The sequence below is a fragment of the Dyella japonica genome, assembly GCF_040545895.1.
Classification (GTDB): Bacteria; Pseudomonadota; Gammaproteobacteria; order Xanthomonadales; family Rhodanobacteraceae; genus Dyella; species Dyella japonica_D.
Genome location: NZ_JBEPMU010000002.1, coordinates 569,703 through 591,369 on the forward strand (window position 1 = coordinate 569,703; position 21,667 = coordinate 591,369).

Genomic DNA, 21,667 nt, shown 5'->3' on the forward strand with positions numbered 1-21,667 from the left:
GTAGGAAGGTCAAGCATACGTCGCAACATTTTACGAAGCCAATACCCATGAACATAGAGATCATTGTCGGCGACATTACCGCCCTGGATGTGGACGCGATCGTGAATGCCGCGAACAGCACCCTGCTGGGCGGCGGCGGCGTGGATGGCGCCATCCACCGTGCTGCCGGGCCACGGCTGCTGGAAGCCTGCGAGGCGCTTCCCGAGCTCAGTCCGGGCATGCGCTGCCCCACCGGCGAGGCCCGCATCACTGCGGGGTTCGACCTCGGCGCACGGTACGTCATCCACACCGTCGGACCGATCTGGCTGGGCGGCGGCAGTGGCGAGCCCGAGCAGTTGGCGAGCTGCTATCGCAACAGCATGACGCTGGCCGCCGAATACGACCTGGCCTCGATCGCCTTTCCGGCCATCAGCTGCGGCGTGTACGGCTACCCGCCCAAGCGGGCGGCGCGCGTGGCGTTGCGCAGCCTGCTCGATTCGCCTCAGGGCGGGCCTTCGAAGGTGCTGGTGTGCTGCTTTGGGCAGGACATGGGCGCGATCTGGCGCGAGGCCCTCAGCGACGCAAGCTGAACGGATAGAGCGGCGGCAGCGGCGAGGCATCCGACGCGCCCGCTACAGGCTGCCATGCAAAGCCATCACGGAACGCCGCCGCCAGCCGTTCGCCCAGGCCAGGCTCATTCGCGCCCGCGTAGCGCTTGCGCTGCAATGCCTCGATGGTCTCGCGCTGAGGGCCCGCCGACAGGGCTTGCGCCAACTCACCCAGATTCCGCAGCGAAGAGCGTTCCGCCTGCGCCCACGCAAGCAGCGCAGCGGCCTGTCCGACGGCATCGTTGCCACGCGCCTGCAGCAGGAAGGCGGCGCGCAGACGCGATGTGGAACCTTGCGTTGCAGCGGTCGATGCGACGGCTGCGGGGTGACTCGACCGACGACGCCACAGCATCCACGCGAGCACGCTCAGCACCCATAGGGCGAGGCTGGCCAGTGCCACCGTGCGCCACCATCCACGCTCGGTCACCATCACGGGCGCCGGTGCCACGGAAGGCACGGTCGGCGCGGCGCTGGTCTGCGGGGCCGGCGCTGCCGGCGTGGCAGGTGTGTTGGCAGCAGCCAACACGGTGAACGTCTGCGCGGGAACGCGCGCCGTTTCGGCATGGTTCTCCACCACGTTCCACCAGGTGAGCGTGGTTTCCGGAATAGTGAGCGTGCCGGCGCGATTGGGCACCACTGCAAAGCTCTGTTGCCGCCGTCCCACCCGCCACTGGCCCTCCACGCGCGTGCCGTTCACCGGCTTGTCGGGATACACCGTGGCGCCATCGAGCGATGGCAAGCTGAGCGATGGCAACGCCTCGTAGGGCAAGCCCACGGCCTGCACGTTCATCACCAGGGTCAGCGGCTCGCCCACGCGCAGATCGCCGTGCGTTGGGCCACCGTCGAGCGTGAGCGTCAGCGAGCGAGCCGGCAGCCACGCGCCTTGAGCGGCCTGCGCAGGCGCGGGACGGACGTCGAAATCCACCGTCGGCGACGAGGCGGTGATCGGCGTGCCGTTGCCGAAGAAGGCATCCGGGTTGGCCATGTTGACCGACTCGCCCTGGAAGGCGACCGACGGAATCTGCAGATGACCCACGCGCTGCGACGTGGCGGCGTAGCGACGCTCGATCACGTTGTAGCGGCGACCGCCGCGCTCGGCCTGGTAGTTGATCTCATCGCCCAGCCGAGGGAAGTCCATGCCCGCCACCTGCGGATCCTCCAGCGCGCCGCTGGTGAGGTCGGTGGCGTAGAACAGGCGCAGCGTATAGACCACCTGCTGGCCCACATAGGCGCTCGCCGGATCGATCGCGGCCTCCAGGAAAACGTCCTTGCGACCCGCCGCTGCCGCCGTCGTGTCGGGCGGCGCCACTTCGAGCTCGACGGGCGCCGTGGTTCCTCCCGCGAACGACAGCGGCGGAATGCGCAGCGTGCCCGCGTGCAACGGCCGCAACGCCACGCCCAACGTCACCTGCGACGTGCGCTGCCCGTTGATGATGCTGATGCTGGTGTTGCTGGACGAACCGAGCACGGCGAAGTCCTGCGACAACACGCTGAGGTCGGGTGTCGCGGCCATGGCGCCGCCGCTGGCGCGCAAATTCAGCGTGACTGTTTCGCCCAGTTCCACGCGGTTGCGATCGAGTGTGGCGGTGACGTCGGCGGCCAGCGACAGCGTCGGCCACGCGCAGACCAAGCAGAACAACAGGAAGATCAGGTAGCGCGACTTCACGGCGAATCACCCTCTGATGGCGACGCGCCGCCGTGGCGCTGCCGGTATTCGAGTTCAAACTTGCGCCGCAACAGCGCACCGGGATCATCCGGCACGCGCTGCAAGGCCTGACGCACGTCGGCGGGCAACCGGGATTGCGCGTCGTCCTTCTCGATCACACCGAGTTCGTGCGCGCCATGCTGCGGCTTGTCGTTGCCTTGCTTCTTGGCCAGCGCCTCGTCCATCTGCTTCTGCAGCGCCTGCTGCGCCTGTTCCTGGCGCGCGCGCTGCTCGGCCTGTTGCTCCGGCGTCTGCGGCTGGTTCGCGGAGTCCTTGTCGGAGGGATGGTCCATCGACGAGTTATGCCCCTGCTCGTTCTGACTGTTGCCGTTGCCTTGCGAGTCGCCATGCGCGTCCTGCGACGGCTTGCCCTGCCCTTGATCCTGCTTGTCCTTGTCGCCTTTCTGGCCAGACTGCCCCTGCGCATTGTCAGGCGGCGTGGTCGACGGGCCTGACCCCGCCTTCCCCTTGTTGTCCTTCGCGCCGTTGTCGTTCTTCGGCTGCTGGGGCTGGCGACGCATCCAGTCTTCCACCGCCTTGCGATTGGCCAACGCATCGGCATTCCTGGGATCGGCCTTGAGCGCACGGTCGTACGCATCCAGCGCAGCCTGGTAATCGCCCTGCTTCGCCAGCGCATTGCCGAGGTTGTACTGGGCGTCGGACGCGGGCAGCGGACGCAGGTCGTTGCTGGCTGATGCGTAGTCGCCCGCGCGATACGCCGCTGCACCACGAAGTGCGGGGTCGCGCGCCAGTTGCTGCGCCTGCTTGGCGTTGCCTTGCTCGAGTGCCGCTGCTGCCTGCTGATCGGGGCGACGCCACAGATCACTCCACGCACTCGCGTGCGCCGCGCCCGGCATCACCGGCAGGAGGGCCAGTGCGAACAGCATCAACCAGCCGCGACGGAACGATGCCGCGGCCAGCGGCAGCAGCGCGAGCAACAACCACGGCCCACGATCCTGCCACTCGTCACCATGCAGATCGGCGGCGAGCGTCTCCGGCCCGCTTGCACGCAGTTCGCTGGCGAGTGTGCGGACGTCGCGATCATCGTCGGTCATCGGTACGTACTGGCCACCGCCACTGGTGGCTAGGGCGCGCAAGTCGTCGTCGTTGCGTCGTGCGAGCATGACGCCACCTTGGTCGTCACGCTGGAAGCTGTTGTCCGCCAGCGGCACCGGTCCGCCTTGCGCCGTGCCGATGCCGAGTACCGACACGCGCACACCATCGGCCGCGGCCTTGCGCGCCGCGGCTTGCGCAGCGGCATCGGCGTCGTCGGTAATCAGCACCACCGAGCCGCCGCCGACCTTGGCGTCGTGAACCAGGGACACCGCGCGAGCGATGGCCTGCGCGGCATCGTCGCCGTCGACGGGCATGGTATCGGGCGACAACGCATCGAGCAGGTCGTTGAGCGCTGTCGCATCCGACGTCAGCGGCGCAACCACGAATGCTTCGCCGGCATAGGCGATCAGTGCGTTGAGTCCGTCGTGATTGACGGCAAGCAGATCGCGCGCCTTGTAGCGTGCACGATCAAGCCGGCTGGGCGTCACATCGCGCGCCAGCATGCGTTGCGACATCGACACAACCACGACTTGCGCGGCGCGTTTCGCATACAGCGGCTGCGGCACGCGACTCCACGTCGGCCCCGCCATGGCAAGCGTGACGAACACCCAGCCGCACGCCAGCAGCCAGGGCGACGCACGCCGACGCACTGCGGTGCCCTTCAACAGGAACGGCAGCAACTCGGGATCGACCAGGCGCGACAGCTGGTCGCGCGCGCCCTGGCGCCTTGCCGCAAGCATCACCAGCAACGGCAGCACCAACAACGCCAGCAGCCACCATGGACGCAGGAAATGAAACTGTTGCAACACCTCGCTCATGCGAACGCCTCCCGTCGACGCGGGCGCGGTGCGAAAGCCAGCATCCAGGCGGCCACGGCGATGCCGAGCGGCCAGCGAAACAACTCATGCCGGGGCCGCAAGGAAGGCCCCTGCTGCGGCATCGGCTCCAGTGCATCGATGGCGCGATAGGCGTCGGCAAGCTGGCTGGAGTCGGTAGCGCGGAAGTAGCGGCCGCCGGTCTGGGTGGCAATGGAGCGCAGCATGCTTTCGTCCAGGTCCGCCGACGGGTTGACCGTGTGCGAGCCGAACAGATCGGGAATGTTCATCTCCGTCGCACCGATGCCGATGGTGTACACGCGCACGCCGGCGGCCTTCGCCGCGTGTGCCGCATCGAGCGGCGCGATGTTGCCGGCGTTGTTCACGCCATCGGTCAGCAAGACGACCACGCGCGCCTGTTCCGGCAGGCCGGCCAGTCGTTTCACTGCCACGGCAATTGCGTCTCCGATGGCTGTTTCGGTGCCGGCCAGGCCAACGGCAGCGCCCTGCAGCTGCGCGCGCACCGCCTGCAGGTCGTATGTGAGCGGCGTAACCAGGAACGCGCGACTGCCAAACAGGATCAAACCCATTTCGTCGCCGCTACGGCGCGCGATGAAGTCGCCGGCAATCGCTTCCACGGCGCCGAACCGGCTCACCGATTGCCCGCTCAACTGCATATCGTCCGTGCGCATGCTTCCGGAAAGATCGACCGCCAGCATCAACGCACGACCACTGCGCTGCTGCGCCTGGGGCGGACCTACCCATTGCGGGCGGGCCGCTGCGACCAGCAAGGCCAACCATGCGAGGACCAGCAACCAGGTGCGCCAACCGCCGCGCCCCTGGCGTTCGGGCGTATCCAGATGCACACCCGGATGAGGCAGATGCAGCGCCTGCCCCGGCGAGGCGGGGCGCAGCCACCATCGCAGCAACCACGGCAGCGGCGCCAGCACGATGACCCACGGCCAGGCGAACTCGGTCATGGGTGCGCCCCGGCCAGCTTTTTCGATGCGACCGCCCGCGAGGTACGCATGGAAGTGCCTTTACGCCATGCCAGCAGCAGCCAGCGACGTGTTGCATGGGCGGCGGCGTCAGCATCCAGCACCATGCCGGGCCGGTACATCGACGCTTCCAATGCGTGCAACTGCTCAAGCGTGCTGGCATCCACCGGCATCGTCGCCAACGTCTGCCGCCAGGCGTCGCCGCGCTGCTGTGCGGCGGTCGGATCGATGCGCAACGCGCCACGACGCAGCAACTGGTGCAAGCCGGAAGCCAGCGCCTGCGGTTGTTCCCGCCATAGCGCCAGGGCCTCGTCCACTTCGGCGAGCACATGCCTTTCCTCGGCATGGCGACGCCGTTGCCGGCGCCACCACCAGATAACCAATCCAACGACCAGCAGCGCCAGGATCATGAGACCCCACCATCCGGGTGCCAGCGGCCACCACGAAGGCTGAGGGGGCAGATGGATGTCGCGCAGCAAAGGCCCGTTCGTTTGCGTGGTGGACGGCGCGCTCATCGACGCACTCCCGGTGCCAGCAACGACATGACCGCATCGAGCGGATCGGCTGCCGTATCGACGGTGAGATGCGGCAACGCAAGGGACTGCGCCATCGCATTGAGCCGAGACTGCCCCGCACCCAGCGCCTGCTGGAATTCGCGGCGCTGACGCTCACCGAACAGCGCGACATCGCGCCGGATGCCATCGTGCTCCATGGGATAACGGCCCGCGGGCGGCAGGCCAAGCTCCAGGGCATCCGCAACCACCAGCACGCGAATGCCCGCCTTGCGCGAGAGCTCGAGCAGATGGCCACGCGCAGCGTCGTCGCAGCTCAAACCATCGCTGATCAACAGCACGCGGTTGGCGCCATGCATGAGCCTTGCAGCGCGCAGGATCACGTCGGAGAGCGGCTCACCAGGGATGGCGGTGTAATTCGCATCCCAGTCGGCAAGCGCACCGCACACGGCCAGCGCGCCCCGCGTGCCTGACTGCGGACGCAGCATGCGATGGCCGTTGCCGAAGGACATCAAGCCCACGCGTTCACCCGCGCGCACCGCGTACCAGGCGGCCAGCGCCGCGGCACGCGCCGCCTGCACCGATTTCAGGCGCACGCGGGTACCGAACCGCATGCTCTCGTGCGCATCGACAAGGATCAGCAAGCGCCCTTCGCGCTCTTCCTGGAACAGTTTGGTATGCAGCTTTCCGCTGCGTGCCGTAAGCCGCCAGTCAAGGCGGCGCACGTCATCGCCTGGCTGGTAGATGCGCGACTCGGCGTAATCCATGCCACGGCCGTATAGACGGCTGGACTGCTGCCCGGCGCGCATGGCGCGACTCTCCAGCCGTGGCAGCGCCGCCTTGGCCACGCGGGCGCGCAAGGCCACCAGCTCGGCGAGCCGAACGCGCGTGCGGCCGTCGCCATCCGGACTCATGTCAACCACGGCGTTCACGGCAACGGCACGAGGTCCAGCACGCGGCGAATCACCTGGTCGCTGCGCACGCCTTCGGCCTCCGCCTCATAGCTCAGCAGCACGCGGTGACGCAGCACTTCATGGACGATGGCATGCACATCTTCGGGCAGCACGTAGTCACGGCCTGCGAGCCATGCATGCGCGCGGGCGCATCGATCCAGCGCGATCGTGCCGCGCGGACTCGCGCCCCAGGCGATCCAGCGCTTCAGCTCGGGCCCATACACACCGGGCTCGCGGGTGGCCAGCACCAGTTGCGTGATGTATTCCTCCAGCGCCGGCGCCATGTGCACGTCGAGCACGGCATCGCGTGCGCTGAAGACGTCGGCCTGGCTGAGCGTGGGTCGCGAAACCGGCGCGGGGTGCAGACTCTTGCGGGCCTGCTCGCGCGCCAGTTGCAGGATGGCCAGTTCGGCGGCGGCGTCGGGGTAGCCGATGGTCACGTGCATCACGAAGCGATCGAGCTGCGCCTCGGGCAGCGCGAAGGTGCCTTCCTGCTCGATCGGGTTCTGCGTCGCCATCACCATGAATAGCTCGGGCAGGCGCCACGTGCTGCGACCCACGGTGATCTGCCGCTCGGCCATCGCCTCAAGCAGCGCCGACTGCACCTTGGCGGGCGCGCGGTTGATCTCGTCCGCCAGCACGATGTTGTGGAACAACGGACCACGTTCGAATTCGAAGCTGCCTGCTTGCGGGCGGAAGATGTCGGTACCCGTGAGATCGGCGGGCAGCAAGTCGGGCGTGAACTGCACGCGATGGAAATCGGCTTCGATACAGCCTGCCAGCGCCTTCACCACGGTCGTCTTTGCCAGACCGGGCGCGCCTTCGACGAGCAGGTGGCCGTCGGCCAGCAGGGCCACCAGCAGGCAGTCGATGAGATGCGGCTGGCCAATGACGCTGCGTTGCAGCTCATCGCGCACGCGCAAGAACGCCTGCTGCAGGTGGGATGAGGTTGAAGCCTCGGGCATGTCCATCGGGGAATCCATGGGGTTGAACGTAACCACAGACCTTAACCGGCCGCGGAAGTTTAATACCCATGACTTCCGGCCCCTATCGGCCGATGGCCCGATGCGCTGAAAAACAAAGGGGCGGCCTAAGCCGCCCCTTGGTCGGGTTCCGTGCGAAACCGCTGTTACTGCAGGCTTTCGCTCAGGATGCGCGGGGTGACGAAGATCAGCAGCTCCGCCTTGTCGCTTTCGCGCGTGGTGTTGCGGAACAGCACACCGAGACCCGGGATGTCGCCCAGACCAGGCACCTTGGTGGCGTTGTTCTGCTTGGTGATCTCGTAGATGCCACCCAGCACCACCGTCTGACCGTTGTCGACCAGCACCGAGGTGTTGATCTCACGCGTGTCGATCTGCGGCACCTGGCCGCTGCCCGGCACGGTGATGAAGTCCGCCAGCGCGTCCTTCTTCACGTTGATCATCAGGTACACGCGATTGTCGGAGGTAATGGTCGGCGTGACCTTGAGCTCAAGCACGGCGTCCTTGAACTGCACCGTGGCCGTGCCGCTGCCAGCCGCACCGGTGGCGCTGTTCTGGTAGGTCACGTAGCCGATTTCCTGACCCTGACGGATCACCGCTTCCTGCTGGTTGGCGGTGATGACGCGCGGGCTAGAGATCACTTCGCCGCGGCCTTCGGTCTGTGCGGCCGAGAGTTCCAGGTCCAGGGCGTAGTTCTTGCCCAAGATGCCCAAGGCAAAGCTACCCGCTTGCGTGCTAGTCGGAAGGTTGACGTTGATGCCGCCGGCGGTGCCGTCGCCATTGGACTGCCCGCCCGTCGAAAGCTGCTGACCGCTCGGATTCACCTTCTTGCCCTGCACGCCGAACTTGGCGCCAAGTTCGCGGGTGAAGTTGTCGGTGGCGATCACGATGCGCGATTCGATCAGCACCTGCTGCACCGGCTTGTCCAGCACGGCGATGAGTGCGCGCAGCTCGCGGATCTTCTGCGGGTTGTCGTTGATCAGCAGGGTGTTCGTGCGATCGTCGAACGACACGCTGCCGCGCGAGGACAGGAAACCACGGGAGGAGTTGCTGTTGCTGCCACCACCGCCCTGGCTCTGCTGGCTGCCGGTTGTCAGGAGCTTGGCGATGTCCTTGGCCTTGCCGTAGCTAATCGGCACGTAATCGGTGACGAGTTCGGCATTGTCCTCGGCCTTCACGCGGGCATCGGCAATGCTCTGCTCGTACTTGGCCAGCTCATCCTGCGGCGCAATCCAGATCACGTTGCCGTTGCGGCGCTTGTCCAGGCTCTTGGCGCGAAGCACCACGTCGAGCGCCTGGTCCCACGGCACATTGACCAGGCGCAGCGTGACACTGCCACCCACCGTGTCGGAGGCCACCAGGTTCAGGCCGGAAATGTCGGCGAGCAACTGCAGGGCCGAGCGCACCGGGATGTCCTGGAAGTTGAAGGTCACGCGGTTGCCCGTGTAGACCGGCTCCTGGCCCTTGGCCGTGGCGGCCTCGGCCTTCGGATCCTTCTTCTTGGGCGCCACCTCCACCACGTACTGGTTGCCGCTCTGGTAGGCCGACGTATCGACCTGGCCCTTCACGCTGATTTCCATGTGGGCACCGCCGCCGCCTGCCTTGGTGACGATGGACTGCACCGGCGTGGCGAAATCGAGCACATCCAAGCGCTGGGCGAGGTTGGCAGGCAGGTTGGCGTGGCTGATGTCCACGATCACCTTGTCGCCCTGATGCTTCATGTCGGCGCTGGCGCCGGGCGCGCTGAAGTCGATCAGGATGCGGCCTTCGCCGTTCGGGCCGCGACGGAAGTCGATGTTGGACACCGCCGGGCCGCTGGCCATCGACGGCAGCGCCTTGGACGGATCGATGTTGGACGCCGTCGTGGTGGTCTGCGCATCGGTGCCGTTGTTCACCGTGAGAACCAGGCTGCTGCCTTCCACACGGGAGCGGTAGGTGGAGTCGCGCACGAGCTCGACGACCACGCGGGTGCGGCCGCCGGCGGACACCGCCGAGACACCGGTCGTCGAACCCTTGCCGATATCGAGGTGGCGAGCCGCCGCGTTATCGGTATCGGGGAAATCGACCGCAATGCGCGGCGGATTGCCCGTGGTGAAGATCTTCGGTTCCGGCACCGGCCCCTGTGCGAAGTTCAGATGCAGCTCGACGCGGCCACCGGGCAGCGTGTCGTAGCTGATGTCCTTCAGGGTGCTGGTGACGGCAGCGGCGGCGTTCGACCAGGCAGCGCCCAGTGTCAGCAAGCCCACGACCATGTAACGGCTAGCCTGGCGCATGACACGGCCCCGAACGGTTTTGAATTGGTTGGTCATTGCATCAGCCCCTGTTTCTTATTTCTCGCTGAGCGCGATGCTGGCGGAACGTTCCATCCAGCCACCGTTGCCATTGGATACCAGCTCCACCAGGTCGATATGGTCCTCGCTTACCGCGGTGACCCGACCATAGTTCTGGCCCATGTATTCGTTGCGATGGACACGGTGGATCACACCACCGGGATCCTTCACGAGCACTTCCATGCCGGTACCGTTCCCCACGGTGCCGACCATCTTCAAGCTGTCCAGCGCAAACATCTCCAGCGGTTCCTTGGCGCGGTTTTCGTCCGGCCGGGGTCCCGTGTTGGTGTTGGTCTGGAGTTCGGCCGTGCTCGGGCTGAACGGATCGCGCTTGTCCTGGTCGTTGTACTGGAAGGTCTCGAACGTCTTGATGACGGGCAACGGCGGAATCGGCGCGCCCTTCTTCTGCTTTTCCTGCGCAACCCACTGGTGAAGATCGTCCTGCCCGCTGCAACCGGCGAGGGTCAGCAGCGCGCACAACGCCAGAGCGGTTTTCCCCATGGCGGCAGGCCTGATGGCAGCCAACTTGCTCATTTCTGCCCCCCTGCCTTCGCGGCCGGCTTGCCATGCGATGACTTGGCATTGGCCGCCTTGGCCGACGCGCTTTCGTCTTCATCCAGATAGCGGTACGTCTTCACGGTGCCCTGCAGTACCAGCAACCCGTTGGCGGCGGCGCCGGCCTTGGGATCCTTGTTCTTGGGCGTCAGCGACACGTCGTGCATGGTCAGGATCACCACGCGCGGCAGCGAGGCCACGCCGCTGATGAAGGTACCGAACTGGTGATAGGTGCCCACCATGCGCAACTGGATCGGCTTTTCCGCGTAGAAGTCCTTCGGCGACTCCGGACCCGGCTGGAACAACTCCGTCTCCAGGCCCGCGGAAAGCGCCGTCTGCGAAATGTCGATGAGCAGTTCGGGCATTTCCGTCTTGCTGGGCAGCTGGCGCAGCAACTGGCGCAGCATGTCCTGCATTTCGTCCAGCTGCTGCTGGAGCGCTTCGAGATTGACCGACTTGGCCTGCTTCTCGGAGAACTCCTTCTTGAGCTGGTCTTCCTTGGTCACCGCCGCCTGCAACTGGTCCTGCTGGTCGCTGATGACGAAGTACCAGCACGCAAGCACGATGAGGGCGAAGAGCAAGCCGGTGAAAAACATCTTCACCGATTTGGGCCAGCCACCGATGTTGTTGCGGTCGAGGCTCTGCAGATCGTTGAGGAACTTCATTACTTGGCTCCTCCATTGGCTGCAGGGGCGGCGGCCGGTTTGGCCGGTGCTGCCGCGGTGGCCGCCTTGGCGGGCTGTGCGACATTGGACGGAGCGGCCGCGGGTGCCGCTGAACTGGCCGATGCCGGACCGTGATCGCCACCGTCGCCGTTCTCGTCGGACTTGGGTCGGCTCAAAGCCACATCCAGCCCGAACACATAAGGCAGACGGCTGTCGCCGTGCGTGTTCTCGGTCTTGCGCAGGTCGGCGTGGCCCATCCATGGCGACGATTCGATGTTGCGCATGTACTCGGCCACGCTGGCGTTGGACTGCGCGACGCCGTCCAGCGTCATCGACTCGCCAGTCTGCTTGAGGCCGTTGAGGCGCGCGCTGGCGGGGATGGTCTTCACCAGCTCATCGAACAGGTGAACCATCTGCGAGCGGTTGGCCTGCAGCTGCTCGATGATCTGCTTGCGTGCCAGCAGGCTCTCGCGAACCTTCTCCAGATCCTTGATCTTGGCGATGCGTTCGTCGAGCTGCTTGATCTCACCCTGCAGGTACGTGTTGCGGTCGTTCTGGCTGCTGATGCGGCCGTCCATCCAGGCGTACCACACCAGCACAGCGAGCACCGCAGCCACGGCGGCGGCGCCGAGCTGCATGAAGAACTCGCGCTCGCGCTGCTTGCGGCGCTCGATGCGCCACGGAAGTAGGTTGATGTGTGCCATCAGTCAAAGCTCCTCAGCGCGAGGCCGACCGCGATCATCAGCGCGGGGGCGTCCTGTGCCAGCGACTGGGCCTGCACGCGAGGCGACAGCGACATGCGCGCCAGCGGGTTGGCCACCACGCACGGCACGCCAAGCTGCTCTTCCAGCATCGGACCGATGCCTTCGATGGATGCGCAACCGCCAGCAAGCACGACCTGGTCGACCTTGCTGTATTCGCTGCCCGCGAAGAAGAACTGAAGCAGGCGGCTGATCTGCTGCACCAGCGATTCCTTGAAGGGCTCCAGCGCCTCGCTCTCGTAGGAGTCAGGCAGACCGCCCTTGCGCTTGGCGCGACCGGCCTCCTCATAGGAAAGGCCGTAGCGGCGCATGATTTCGTCGGTGAGCTGCTTGCCGCCGAACACCTGCTCACGCGAGTAGATGGTGCGCTGGTTGCGCAGCACCGACAGCGTGGTCATGGTGGCGCCGATGTCGACCACGGCGACCAGCGCGTCGCGGCCCACGTTCAACTGGTCGGCCACCATCGCGAAGGCGTTTTCCATGGCGAAGGCTTCGACATCGATCACCTTGGCGGACAGGCCGCCCAGATCGAGCGCGGCGACGCGCATGTCCACGTTCTCGGTGCGCGAGGCAGCGAGCAGGATGTTGTTCATCTCAGGGTTGTCGCGTACCGGGCCGAGTACCTCGTAGTCGAGGCTGACTTCCTCGATCGGGTACGGGATGTACTGGTTGGCCTCGACCTGGATCTGGCCTTCCAAATCATCCTCGGACAGCTCGCTCGGCATCGGGATGACGCGCGTGATGACGGCCGAACCCGCAACCGCGGCACAGGCGTGCTTGAGCTTGGAACCCGAACGCGCCAACGCGCGCCGAATCGCCTCGCCCACGGCCTCGACCTCGACAATGTTCTTCTCGACTACAGCGTTGGGGGGCAGTGGCTCGACCGCGTAATGTTCCACGCGATAGCGACCGCCGGCCTGGCTGAGCTGCAGCAACTTGACGGCCGTCGAACTGATGTCGACGCCAACAAGCGGCGGCTTCTTGGGTGTAAAGAGCCCCACGATTTTCCCCCTTGCCCCTGAGCGCCCAGACTCAGATGGGTCTGATGCGCATCGGCATTTAATCCAAAAATTAACGTATTGGCAACGGCCTACGAGCTTTTTCTCGACTCATTCGCGTGACGGCATCCACAGGTTGGGCGACTGGGCCGCTGGCCTGCTTCTTGCTGTGACGTGCTCGGTTCATGCCGTGGATACTGCTACATCTATACTCTGTCTTGTTTTGACTCACGTCTCGCAAACACCCAAATCATGCAAATTCTTAAGCGGTTGCTGCGCTGGATCCTGGTCCTGGCTTTCACGGGTTTGCTGCTGGGTGTTGCGGCGGTCGGTGTGGCCTACTGGCTTATTTCCCCCCGTCTCCCCTCGGTGGCCGTCCTCAAGGACTACCACATGCAGGTGCCGCTTAGGGTGCTTTCGGCAGATGGCAAGCTGATTGCGAGCTTCGGCGAGACCCGCCGCATCCCGGTGGCCATCGGCGACGTGCCCGAACGGCTCAAGCACGCCGTGCTGGCGGCCGAGGACGCCAGCTTCTACCAGCACCCGGGCGTGGACTGGCACGGCATCGCCCGCGCCAGCTGGCACGTGGTGGCCTCGGGCGGCGACAAGGGCTCCGGCGGCTCCACCATCACCCAGCAGGTGGCCCGCAACTTCTTCCTGAGCCCGGAAAAGCTCTATTCGCGCAAGCTGACCGAGATCTTCATCGCCCTGCGCATGGAGAGCGAGCTGACCAAGGACCAGATCCTGGAGCTCTATCTCAACAAGATGTTCATGGGCCATCGCTCCTACGGCGTTGCTGCGGCGGCCTCCTACTACTACGGCAAGACGCTAGACCAGCTCACCGTGGCCGAGTGTGCGGCGCTGGCCTCTACCTTCCAGCTGCCGTCGCTGGTGAACCCGCTCAACAGCCCCAAGCGCATGGTGGCCCGCCGCAACTGGGTGCTGGGCCAGATGCTGGAAAACCGCTTCATCTCCAAGGCCGAGTTCGACCAGGCCATCGAGGAGCCCCTCAATGCTTCCCCGCACGAGCCGGCCATCGAGGTGGACGCGCCCTATCTGGCGGAAATGGTGCGCCTGCAGGTGCTCGATCGCCTGGGCAATGACGCGTTGACCGAGGGCTACGTGGTCAAGACCACGGTCGACAGCACGCGCCAGCAGGCCGCCGTGGATTCGGTCCGCGCCGGCCTGGTGGAGTACGACCATCGCCACGGCTGGCGCGGTCCTGAAGCCCATCAGGAGCTGGCCGCCGAGGCCGGCACCGACGAACTGGAGCGCGCGCTCGCCGGCTACACCGACATCTCCGGCATGCAGCCGGGCATCGTCACCCAGGTGACGGCCACCGAAGCCAGCGTCTATCTGGCCAACCATGATGAAGTGAAGCTCACCATGGACTCGGTGGGCTGGGCCCGCCCTCGCATCGACGACACCCGCGTCGGGGCCAGCCCCAAGACCGTCTCCACGGTACTCAAGCGTGGCGACATCATCCGCGTCACCCGGGATGAAAAGGGGCAATGGCTGCTCACGCAGATCCCGGGCGCACAGAGCGCGCTGGTATCGCTCAACCCTGAAGACGGCTCGCTGCAGGCACTGGTCGGCGGCTTCAACTTCCTGCGCAGCAAGTTCAACCGCGCCGTGATGGCCGCGCGCCAGCCGGGTTCGAGCTTCAAGCCTTTCATCTACTCGGCGGCTTTCGAACGCGGCTTCACGCCCGCCTCGATCGTCAATGACGCCCCGCTCGCCCTGCCCGACCCGTCGCGCCCGGGCGGCCTGTGGACACCCTCCAACGACGACGACAAGTTCGACGGCCCCATCCGCCTGCGTGAGGCCCTGGTGCAATCGAAGAACCTCGTGTCGGTGCGCCTGCTCGACGCCATCGGCGTGCGCTTTGCCCGCGACTACGTCACCCGCTTCGGCTTCGCGCTCGACTCCCTGCCCAGCAACCTTTCGATGGCGCTGGGTACGGCCTCGGTATCGCCGATGAGCATGGCCCGGGGCTATAGCGTGTTCGCCAATGGCGGCTACCTGGTGACGCCATACTTCATCAGCGAGATCGACGACCGCGACGGCAAGCCCGTCTACCAGGCCAACCCCGCCCGCGCCTGCCGCACCTGCGCCGAGCGTTTGCTGGATACGCGCCCGCCGGGCCCGCCGCCGGCCAACGCCAGCGCGGCTCCGGGCAACACCGTGGCCGCTGCCGGCAGCGCCGGCGGTGCTCCGACCACCTCGGGCAGCGTGGCCGGCGTGGGCGATGCGGTGCTCCCGGCCGACGCCCATGGCGACGGCACGCACCCGCCGGTGCTGGCCCCGCAGGTGATCGAAGTGCGCAACGATTACCTGGTCACCTCGCTGATGCAGGACGTGGTCAAGCGCGGCACCGGCGCCGCCGTGGCCACGCTGGGTCGCACCGACCTGGCCGGCAAGACGGGCTCCACCAATGACCACCGCGACGCCTGGTTCGTCGGCTTCAACGGCAACCTGGTGACCTCGGTGTGGGTGGGCTTCGACGACTTCGGCTCGCTCGGCAAGGGCGAATTCGGCGCCAAGGCCGCTCTGCCGATCTGGATGTCCTATATGGGCACGGTGCTGAAGGATCAGGCGGCAGCCATCTTGCCGATGCCGCCCGGTATCACTACGGTACAGATCGACCGCTCCAGCGGATTGCCCGCCGGCGCGGACGATACGAACATCATGTCCGAGATCTTCAAGGTGGAGGACGTGGACCGACTGCGTAACCAGGCCAACCAGCAGCAGGAGGACCAGGATCAGCAGCACGCCTACGACATCTTCTAATCGTCGGCAGCGTCGGACCCTGTCCCAGGCCACACTGCCGCCCGCGTTCGCCGAGGCGAACGCCAGATTGCCGGAGGAATGAGGCATGGCACGAGGTCAGCACCATCGCATCCACGCGCAGGATCGCCTTCAGCGCAATCGTCTTCGCGTCGCCCAGGAAGCGGCGCGACTGATGAGCGAGCACGGCATCCGCGATTTCCACCACGCCAAGGTCAAGGCCGCCGAGCGGCTCGGCATCCTCGATGCGCAGGCCTTGCCGCGCAACAACGAAATCGAAGACGCGCTGAGGGAACACCAGCGCATCTTCCACGCCGAGTCCCAACCCCAGCTCTTGCAGGAGCGGCGCGAGGCCGCCGTGGAAGCCATGCGCTTCCTTGACCGCTTCGATCCCCGGCTGGTCGGCGCCGTGCTCGAAGGCACGGCCGACGCGCATTCCGCCGTATGCCTGCACGTGTTCAGCGACACGGCGGAAAGCGTGGTGCTGTTCCTGCAGGAACGCGGCGTCCCCATCACCCAGCAGACCCGCCGATTGCGCACCACGCGCGACGAGCAGAAGGAATATCCCGTGCTGCTGTTCGCCGCCGACAGCGTGCCCTTCGACATTACCGTGCTGCCACGGGATGCGCTGAAGCAGGCACCGCTGGATCGGATCGACGAGAAACCCATGCGCCGCGCCTCGCTTGCCGCGGTCGAGGAACTGCTGGCTACTGCGGACAATGACGACGAGTTCGAACGCATGTTGTCTTCCGCGCTACGCTGAAGTCCGTCAGCAGAAACAACGATCGCCTATCGCAGCAACAAAAAAGCCCCGGCAAAACCGGGGCTTTTTCTTTATGCGATGTACGACGGGATCAGCGCTTGTCGCTGGCCACATAGTCGCGCACGTTGGCGCCGGTGTAGATCTGGCGCGGACGGCCGATGCGCGAACCCGGGGTTTCGTGCTGCTCGATCCAGTGCGAGATCCAGCCCGACGTACGCGCGATGGCGAACATCACGGTGAACATCTCGGTCGGGATGCCCAGCGCCTTGTAGATGATGCCGGAGTAGAAGTCGACGTTCGGGTACAGCTTGCGCTCGACGAAGTAGTCGTCCTTCAGCGCCGCCTCTTCCAGCTTCATGGCCACGTCGAGCAGCGGGTCGTTCACACCCAGCTCGTTGAGCACCTTGTGGCACATCTCGCGGATGATCTTCGCGCGCGGGTCGAAGTTCTTGTACACGCGGTGACCAAAGCCCATCAGGCGGAAGTTGTCGTTCTTGTCCTTCGCGCGCTTGACGGCCGTCTCGACCTTGTCGGCCGTGCCGATCTCTTCGAGCATCTTGAGCACGGCTTCGTTCGCGCCACCATGGGCCGGACCCCACAGCGCCGTGATGCCGGCAGCGATGGAAGCGTACGGGTTGGCGCCGGTGGAACCGACCAGGCGAACGGTCGAGGTAGAAGCGTTCTGCTCGTGGTCGGCATGCAGGATGAAGAGAAGATCCAGCGCCTTGGCGGCCACCGGACTCATCTCCAGCGGCTCGCTCGGCACTTCGAACATCATGTGCAGGAAGCGATCGACGTACTCGAGGTTGTTGCGCGGATAGCGGAACGGCCAGCCAATGGAATAGCGGTAGCAGGCAGCGGCGATGGTCGGCATCTTGGCGATCAGGCGGATCGCGGCCAGCTTGCGGTCGTCGGCGTTATCGACGTCGATGTCGTCGTGGTAGAAGGCCGACAGCGAAGCCACCGAAGCGGCCAGCATGGCCATCGGGTGCGCGTCGTGGTGGAAGCCCTTGAAGAAGTCCTTCAGGGACTCGTGCATCATCGTGTGATGCGTGATGTCGTGCTCGAACTTGGCGAACTGGTCCTTGTTCGGCAGCTCGCCATTGAGGAGCAGGTACGAGGTTTCGAGGAAGCTCGACTTCTCGGCAAGCTGTTCGATCGGGTAACCGCGGTACAGCAGAACGCCCTCGTCGCCGTCGATATAGGTGATGGCGCTCTTGGTGCTGGCGGTGCTGCCGTAACCCGGGTCATAGGTGAAATGCCCCGTGTCCTTGTACAGCGTTCCGATGTCGATGCATGCGGGACCTAGCGTGCCGCTGAGCAGGGGCAGTTCGCTGCTGCGGTTGGTCGACTCATCCACCAACTTGACGATCTTGGAATCGGACACGGAAAACCTCCTTCACGAAATGTCACCGGCGGCTTGTCGCTGGGGAGCGACAGCCGACGAGGTAGGATTGATGTCGCGTAGGGGGATGGCTGCGACACCTCGCCGCCGATTATCGCATATCGACCCGCCAACATGCCCTAGCGGATGGTCGGATGGCGAACGCAAAAACGCACGGGGCGAGCATCAGCTCGCCCCGTGCGTTTCAGCATGTGTACGCTGCGTGGCCGCAGCGTGACAGCAGGTGCCTTCGCGCGATTACTTCTGCGCGTAGCGACGACGGAACTTGTCGACGCGGCCGCCGGTGTCCAGCGTCTTCTGCTTGCCGGTGTAGAACGGATGGGAGTGGCTCGAGATATCCACCTTGACCAGCGGATATTCGTTGCCGTCTTCCCACTTGACGGATTCTTTGGTGGAGATCGTCGAACGCGTCAGGAACGCGAAGTCGGACGACAGATCCTGGAACACCACCGGGCGATAATTCGGATGGGTATCGGGCTTCATGACGGACTCAAAGCGGTGGGTGAAAAGAGCGGCATTTTAACCATGGGCGGCCCCCATTGGCAAGTCGGTCAGTCACTTGGACTGGCCAGACGGCCCGGAGCATACGTTTTAAGCCCCCAGCGCCCGGCACACCATGGCCCCGAAACGGGCCTGATCCACCGCCATCACGATGCGCGCGTTCGCCGGATGACCCAGGCGGGCCGTCCAGTCCACCACGGTGGCACCGCGCGTGAGGCGACCATCCATTTCCACCGCGACGTGACGCTCTTCCGCGCGCGTCACGATGGCCGGATCGATCGCCACCGCCATCGCCAGCGCGTCCGCCGCGATCACGCCACGACGACCACGCTTCGCATTGAACGCGCGCGCCGTGCCAAACACCTGCTCGAAGAACGTGGCGCGCCGGTCGCCAGCCGCGATCCAGCCGTTGAATTCCTCGTCGTCGAAGGCGTGGCGCAGCACCACTTCCCAGTCGACCAGATCGAACCTGGGAAACGCTTCGAACACGACGTGCGCCGCCTCGGGGTCGAAACCGATGTTGAATTCCGCCGGAATCTTGCCTGTGTTGCCGAGGCCGGTGACGGCGCCGCCCATGATCACCAGGCGCTTCACGCGCTGCGGCAACGTCGGATCGAGGCGCACGGCGAGCGCCAGATTGGTCAGTGGCCCCAGTGCGACAAGCGTGAGGTCCGGATGTTCGCGCGTCAGTCGAATCAACGCGTGCACGGCGTGCTCTTCGGCAGCCACGCTCTTGGGCTCCGGAAAACCGACATCGCCCAAGCCGTCCGTGCCATGCACGTGCACGGCATCTTCCTCGGGCATGCGCACCAGCGGCGTCGGGCAGCCGGGAAAAACCGGCGTCGCCTTGCCCACCAGATCGACCAGCGTGCGCGCATTGCGCACCGTGTGACCGAGGCCGACATTGCCTGCTGCAATCGTCAGGCCGAGCACGTCGGCATGCGCGTGAGCCATCAGGATGGCCAGCGCGTCATCCACGCCCGGGTCGGTGTCGATCAACAGTGACAGTTGGCTCATGGCGATCTTTCGCATGGGGGATTGATTAGCTTATGACGTTCGGCGGTGAGCGCAAAGGACTCCCCGCACCACAGGAATTTGCGCTCAGGCGTGCGCGTAACGGGCCGCCGCGCCGATCCAGCGCGCAATCAGTCCTTCGGCTTGTTGCGGGTGATGCGCCAACAACACTGCGCCTACTTCCTGCACCGCCGGCAGCAGATGCGCATCGCGTGAAACATCGGCGATGCGGAAACTCAACTGCCCGGTCTGGCGCGTGCCCAATACTTCGCCGGGGCCGCGCAGTTCGAGGTCTTTCTCCGCGATGCGGAAGCCGTCATTGGTATCGCGCATCACCTGCAGTCGTTCGCGCGCCAGCTGGCCGAGTGGCGGCTGGTACAGCAGCACGCAATTGGACGCGATGGCGCCACGCCCCACGCGCCCACGCAACTGATGCAGCTGCGCCAAGCCGAGCCGCTCGCTGTTTTCGATCACCATCAGGCTGGCGTTGGGCACATCCACGCCCACCTCGATAACCGTGGTGGAAACCAGCACGGAGAGCTCGCCCGCCTTGAAGGCATCCATCACGGCCTGCTTTTCCTTGGGCTTCATGCGCCCATGGATAAGGCCGATGCGACAATCGGACAGCGCCGTCGACAACTCCGCATGCGCCACTTCCGCAGCCTGCGCGCGAAGCTGTTCCGATTCCTCGATCAGCGTGCAAACCCAATACGCCTGCCTGCCTTCGAGGCAGGCGGCGTGGATGCGTTCGATCACATCGAAGCGGCGCGCATTGGAAATCGCAATGGTCTGCACGGGTGTACGCCCGGGCGGCAATTCGTCGATGGCCGACACGTCGAGATCGGCATACGCGCTCATCGCCAGCGTGCGCGGAATAGGTGTGGCGGTGAGCACGAGTTGATGCGGCACCAAGCCCGCGTCGTGATCCGCGCCCTTGTCGCGCAAGGACAGACGCTGCTGCACGCCGAAGCGGTGCTGCTCGTCCACGATCACCAAACCGAGCTGCGCGAACGCCACGCCTTCCTGCATCAATGCATGCGTACCGATGACCACGTGCGCACCCGACGCAACGCGCTGCAACGCCTGCTGGCGCGCCTTGCCGGTGACCTTGCCGGCGAGCCACGCCACCTCGATGCCCAGCGGCGTCAACCACTGCGTGAAATGATGGCGATGCTGTTCCGCCAGCAGTTCCGTCGGCGCCATCAACGCGACCTGCATGCCCGATTCCACGGCTGCCAATGCTGCCAGTGCGGCGACGATGGTCTTTCCACTGCCCACGTCGCCCTGCACCAGCCGCAGCATCGGGCTGGGTTCGGCGATGTCCTTGGCGATTTCCTGGCTGACGCGCTGCTGCGCACCGGTGAGCCCGAACGGCAGGCTGGCCAACAAACGCCGACGCAATTCGCCCGTGCCTTTCAAGCGCGGCGCATGCCGGCGACGGACGGCCGCGCGCATGCGCTTCAGGCTCAAATGCTGTGTGAGCAATTCCTCGAACGCCAGGCGCTGTTGTGCGGGATGACGGCCGTGGGTGAGCTGTCCGAGGTTGGCGTCCGGCGGCGGACGATGCACGTAAAGCAGCGCCTCGCGCAGCGAGGTCAAACCGTGCGCGACGCACAGCTCCGTGGGAATCAGCTCCAGCTGCGCATCCTGCGGCAGCAACGCCAGGGCCTTGGCGATCACGCCGGCGAGGCGCTTCTGACCCAGGCCTTCGGTGGTCGGATACACCGGCGTCAGCAGCTCGTCGACAACCGCAGGCTCGTCGCCACTCAGGCGCTGGTATTGGGGATGCACCATCTCCAGCCCCTGCGTGGCCTGTCGCACTTCGCCGTAGCAAAGCAGACGCGTGCCGGGCTTGAGCTGTTCGGCTTGGCTGCGATTGAAATGGAAGAAGCGCAGCACCAGCGTCTGGTGCGAGTCATCGGTGATCGCCACCTTCAGCTGCGGCCGGTAACGGAAGCCACGTTCGACGGCCTCCACCACGCCCTCCACTTGGGCGCGCTCGCCAGGACGCAGATCGGCGATAGGCGTGACGTGCGTGCGGTCCTCGTAACGCAACGGCAGGTGGAACCACAGATCCTGTACACGTTCGAGACCCAGCTTCGCCAGGGTTTCCGCCAACGCCGGACCGACACCGGGCAACGCCGACGCCGGCGTGGCACCGGGATCGGAAAGCATCGTGGCGGCATTGGCGCGACGGGGCGGCATCGACGAAGCCTAACCGAGCACGCCCTCGCACCGCAGCCGGCGGCGAACGGCGGACTGTCGGCGTGGAGCGTGCGCTT

At 65.6% G+C, this 21,667-nt stretch carries 18 protein-coding genes; 3 read left to right on the top strand and 15 right to left on the bottom strand.

Annotated features, from left to right (window positions below):
* The first annotated feature begins 47 nt into the window (after window positions 1–47).
* Entirely contained in the window at window positions 48–569 is a 522-nt protein-coding gene (locus tag ABIC75_RS09190; protein ID WP_354013531.1) for an O-acetyl-ADP-ribose deacetylase, read from the top strand.
* On the opposite strand, the gene ABIC75_RS09195 is transcribed toward ABIC75_RS09190, so the two are convergent.
* The 11 genes from ABIC75_RS09195 to ABIC75_RS09245 form a co-directional block, all read right to left on the bottom strand.
* Entirely contained in the window at window positions 553–2,253 is a 1,701-nt protein-coding gene (locus ABIC75_RS09195) for a BatD family protein (protein WP_354013532.1), read from the bottom strand. The genes ABIC75_RS09190 and ABIC75_RS09195 overlap by 17 nt on opposite strands.
* Entirely contained in the window at window positions 2,250–4,166 is a 1,917-nt protein-coding gene (locus ABIC75_RS09200; protein ID WP_354013533.1) for a VWA domain-containing protein, read from the bottom strand. The genes ABIC75_RS09195 and ABIC75_RS09200 overlap by 4 nt, the downstream gene beginning before the upstream one ends.
* Window positions 4,163–5,143, bottom strand: coding sequence for a VWA domain-containing protein (locus tag ABIC75_RS09205; protein ID WP_354013534.1), 981 nt, complete (start codon window positions 5,141–5,143; stop codon window positions 4,163–4,165). The genes ABIC75_RS09200 and ABIC75_RS09205 overlap by 4 nt, the downstream gene beginning before the upstream one ends.
* Window positions 5,140–5,676 carry a DUF4381 domain-containing protein gene (locus tag ABIC75_RS09210; protein ID WP_354013535.1) on the bottom strand — a complete coding sequence of 179 codons (537 nt, stop codon included), beginning with the start codon at window positions 5,674–5,676 and terminating at the stop codon, window positions 5,140–5,142. Before ABIC75_RS09210 ends, ABIC75_RS09205 begins: the two co-directional genes overlap by 4 nt.
* Entirely contained in the window at window positions 5,673–6,605 is a 933-nt protein-coding gene (locus ABIC75_RS09215; RefSeq protein WP_354013536.1) for a DUF58 domain-containing protein, read from the bottom strand. The genes ABIC75_RS09210 and ABIC75_RS09215 overlap by 4 nt, the downstream gene beginning before the upstream one ends.
* Window positions 6,602–7,597, bottom strand: coding sequence for an AAA family ATPase (locus ABIC75_RS09220; RefSeq protein WP_354013739.1), 996 nt, complete (start codon window positions 7,595–7,597; stop codon window positions 6,602–6,604). The genes ABIC75_RS09215 and ABIC75_RS09220 overlap by 4 nt, the downstream gene beginning before the upstream one ends.
* A gap of 158 nt (window positions 7,598–7,755) precedes the next feature.
* Window positions 7,756–9,879: a type IV pilus secretin PilQ gene (pilQ, locus tag ABIC75_RS09225; RefSeq protein ID WP_354013537.1), complete on the bottom strand. Its 2,124-nt coding sequence runs from the start codon at window positions 9,877–9,879 to the stop codon at window positions 7,756–7,758.
* 54 nt (window positions 9,880–9,933) lie between these two features.
* Entirely contained in the window at window positions 9,934–10,470 is a 537-nt protein-coding gene (locus ABIC75_RS09230; protein WP_354013538.1) for a pilus assembly protein PilP, read from the bottom strand.
* Complete coding sequence (locus tag ABIC75_RS09235) at window positions 10,467–11,156, bottom strand: type 4a pilus biogenesis protein PilO (protein ID WP_354013539.1); 690 nt, start codon at window positions 11,154–11,156, stop codon at window positions 10,467–10,469. The genes ABIC75_RS09230 and ABIC75_RS09235 overlap by 4 nt, the downstream gene beginning before the upstream one ends.
* Window positions 11,156–11,860, bottom strand: a complete 705-nt coding sequence (locus ABIC75_RS09240; protein WP_354013540.1) for a PilN domain-containing protein — start codon at window positions 11,858–11,860, stop codon at window positions 11,156–11,158. The genes ABIC75_RS09235 and ABIC75_RS09240 overlap by 1 nt, the downstream gene beginning before the upstream one ends.
* On the bottom strand, window positions 11,860–12,918 hold the full coding sequence (locus ABIC75_RS09245; protein WP_354013541.1) for a pilus assembly protein PilM: 1,059 nt from the start codon (window positions 12,916–12,918) through the stop codon (window positions 11,860–11,862). Before ABIC75_RS09245 ends, ABIC75_RS09240 begins: the two co-directional genes overlap by 1 nt.
* A gap of 249 nt (window positions 12,919–13,167) precedes the next feature.
* Between ABIC75_RS09245 and ABIC75_RS09250 the strand changes: the two genes are divergently transcribed.
* On the top strand, window positions 13,168–15,705 hold the full coding sequence (locus ABIC75_RS09250; RefSeq protein ID WP_354013542.1) for a penicillin-binding protein 1A: 2,538 nt from the start codon (window positions 13,168–13,170) through the stop codon (window positions 15,703–15,705).
* A gap of 85 nt (window positions 15,706–15,790) precedes the next feature.
* Entirely contained in the window at window positions 15,791–16,465 is a 675-nt protein-coding gene (locus ABIC75_RS09255) for a hypothetical protein (protein ID WP_354013543.1), read from the top strand.
* 91 nt (window positions 16,466–16,556) lie between these two features.
* Here the strand turns inward: ABIC75_RS09255 and ABIC75_RS09260 are convergent, their stop codons facing one another.
* The 4 genes from ABIC75_RS09260 to recG all read right to left on the bottom strand — a co-directional run bounded on the left by ABIC75_RS09260 (window position 16,557) and on the right by recG (window position 21,590).
* Window positions 16,557–17,852, bottom strand: a complete 1,296-nt coding sequence (locus ABIC75_RS09260; protein WP_354013544.1) for a citrate synthase — start codon at window positions 17,850–17,852, stop codon at window positions 16,557–16,559.
* Window positions 17,853–18,107: 255 nt separating this feature from the next.
* Complete coding sequence (locus tag ABIC75_RS09265; RefSeq protein WP_354013545.1) at window positions 18,108–18,353, bottom strand: type B 50S ribosomal protein L31; 246 nt, start codon at window positions 18,351–18,353, stop codon at window positions 18,108–18,110.
* Between the two features lie 108 nt (window positions 18,354–18,461).
* Entirely contained in the window at window positions 18,462–19,388 is a 927-nt protein-coding gene (locus tag ABIC75_RS09270) for a nucleoside hydrolase (RefSeq protein WP_354013546.1), read from the bottom strand.
* An 84-nt stretch (window positions 19,389–19,472) separates the two neighbouring features.
* Window positions 19,473–21,590 carry an ATP-dependent DNA helicase RecG gene (gene recG / locus ABIC75_RS09275; protein ID WP_354013547.1) on the bottom strand — a complete coding sequence of 706 codons (2,118 nt, stop codon included), beginning with the start codon at window positions 21,588–21,590 and terminating at the stop codon, window positions 19,473–19,475.
* Window positions 21,591–21,667 lie beyond the last annotated feature (77 nt).

Coding starts and splice junctions, on each gene's coding strand:
- ABIC75_RS09190 (WP_354013531.1), top strand. CDS start 48: ATGAACATAGAGATCATTGTCGGCGACATTACCGCCCTGGATGTGGAC.
- ABIC75_RS09200 (WP_354013533.1), bottom strand. CDS start 4,166: ATGAGCGAGGTGTTGCAACAGTTTCATTTCCTGCGTCCATGGTGGCTG.
- ABIC75_RS09205 (WP_354013534.1), bottom strand. CDS start 5,143: ATGACCGAGTTCGCCTGGCCGTGGGTCATCGTGCTGGCGCCGCTGCCG.
- ABIC75_RS09210 (WP_354013535.1), bottom strand. CDS start 5,676: ATGAGCGCGCCGTCCACCACGCAAACGAACGGGCCTTTGCTGCGCGAC.
- ABIC75_RS09220 (WP_354013739.1), bottom strand. CDS start 7,597: ATGGACATGCCCGAGGCTTCAACCTCATCCCACCTGCAGCAGGCGTTC.
- pilQ (WP_354013537.1), bottom strand. CDS start 9,879: ATGCGCCAGGCTAGCCGTTACATGGTCGTGGGCTTGCTGACACTGGGC.
- ABIC75_RS09230 (WP_354013538.1), bottom strand. CDS start 10,470: ATGAGCAAGTTGGCTGCCATCAGGCCTGCCGCCATGGGGAAAACCGCT.
- ABIC75_RS09235 (WP_354013539.1), bottom strand. CDS start 11,156: ATGAAGTTCCTCAACGATCTGCAGAGCCTCGACCGCAACAACATCGGT.
- ABIC75_RS09240 (WP_354013540.1), bottom strand. CDS start 11,860: ATGGCACACATCAACCTACTTCCGTGGCGCATCGAGCGCCGCAAGCAG.
- ABIC75_RS09250 (WP_354013542.1), top strand. CDS start 13,168: ATGCAAATTCTTAAGCGGTTGCTGCGCTGGATCCTGGTCCTGGCTTTC.
- ABIC75_RS09255 (WP_354013543.1), top strand. CDS start 15,791: ATGGCACGAGGTCAGCACCATCGCATCCACGCGCAGGATCGCCTTCAG.
- ABIC75_RS09265 (WP_354013545.1), bottom strand. CDS start 18,353: ATGAAGCCCGATACCCATCCGAATTATCGCCCGGTGGTGTTCCAGGAT.
- ABIC75_RS09270 (WP_354013546.1), bottom strand. CDS start 19,388: ATGAGCCAACTGTCACTGTTGATCGACACCGACCCGGGCGTGGATGAC.
- recG (WP_354013547.1), bottom strand. CDS start 21,590: ATGCCGCCCCGTCGCGCCAATGCCGCCACGATGCTTTCCGATCCCGGT.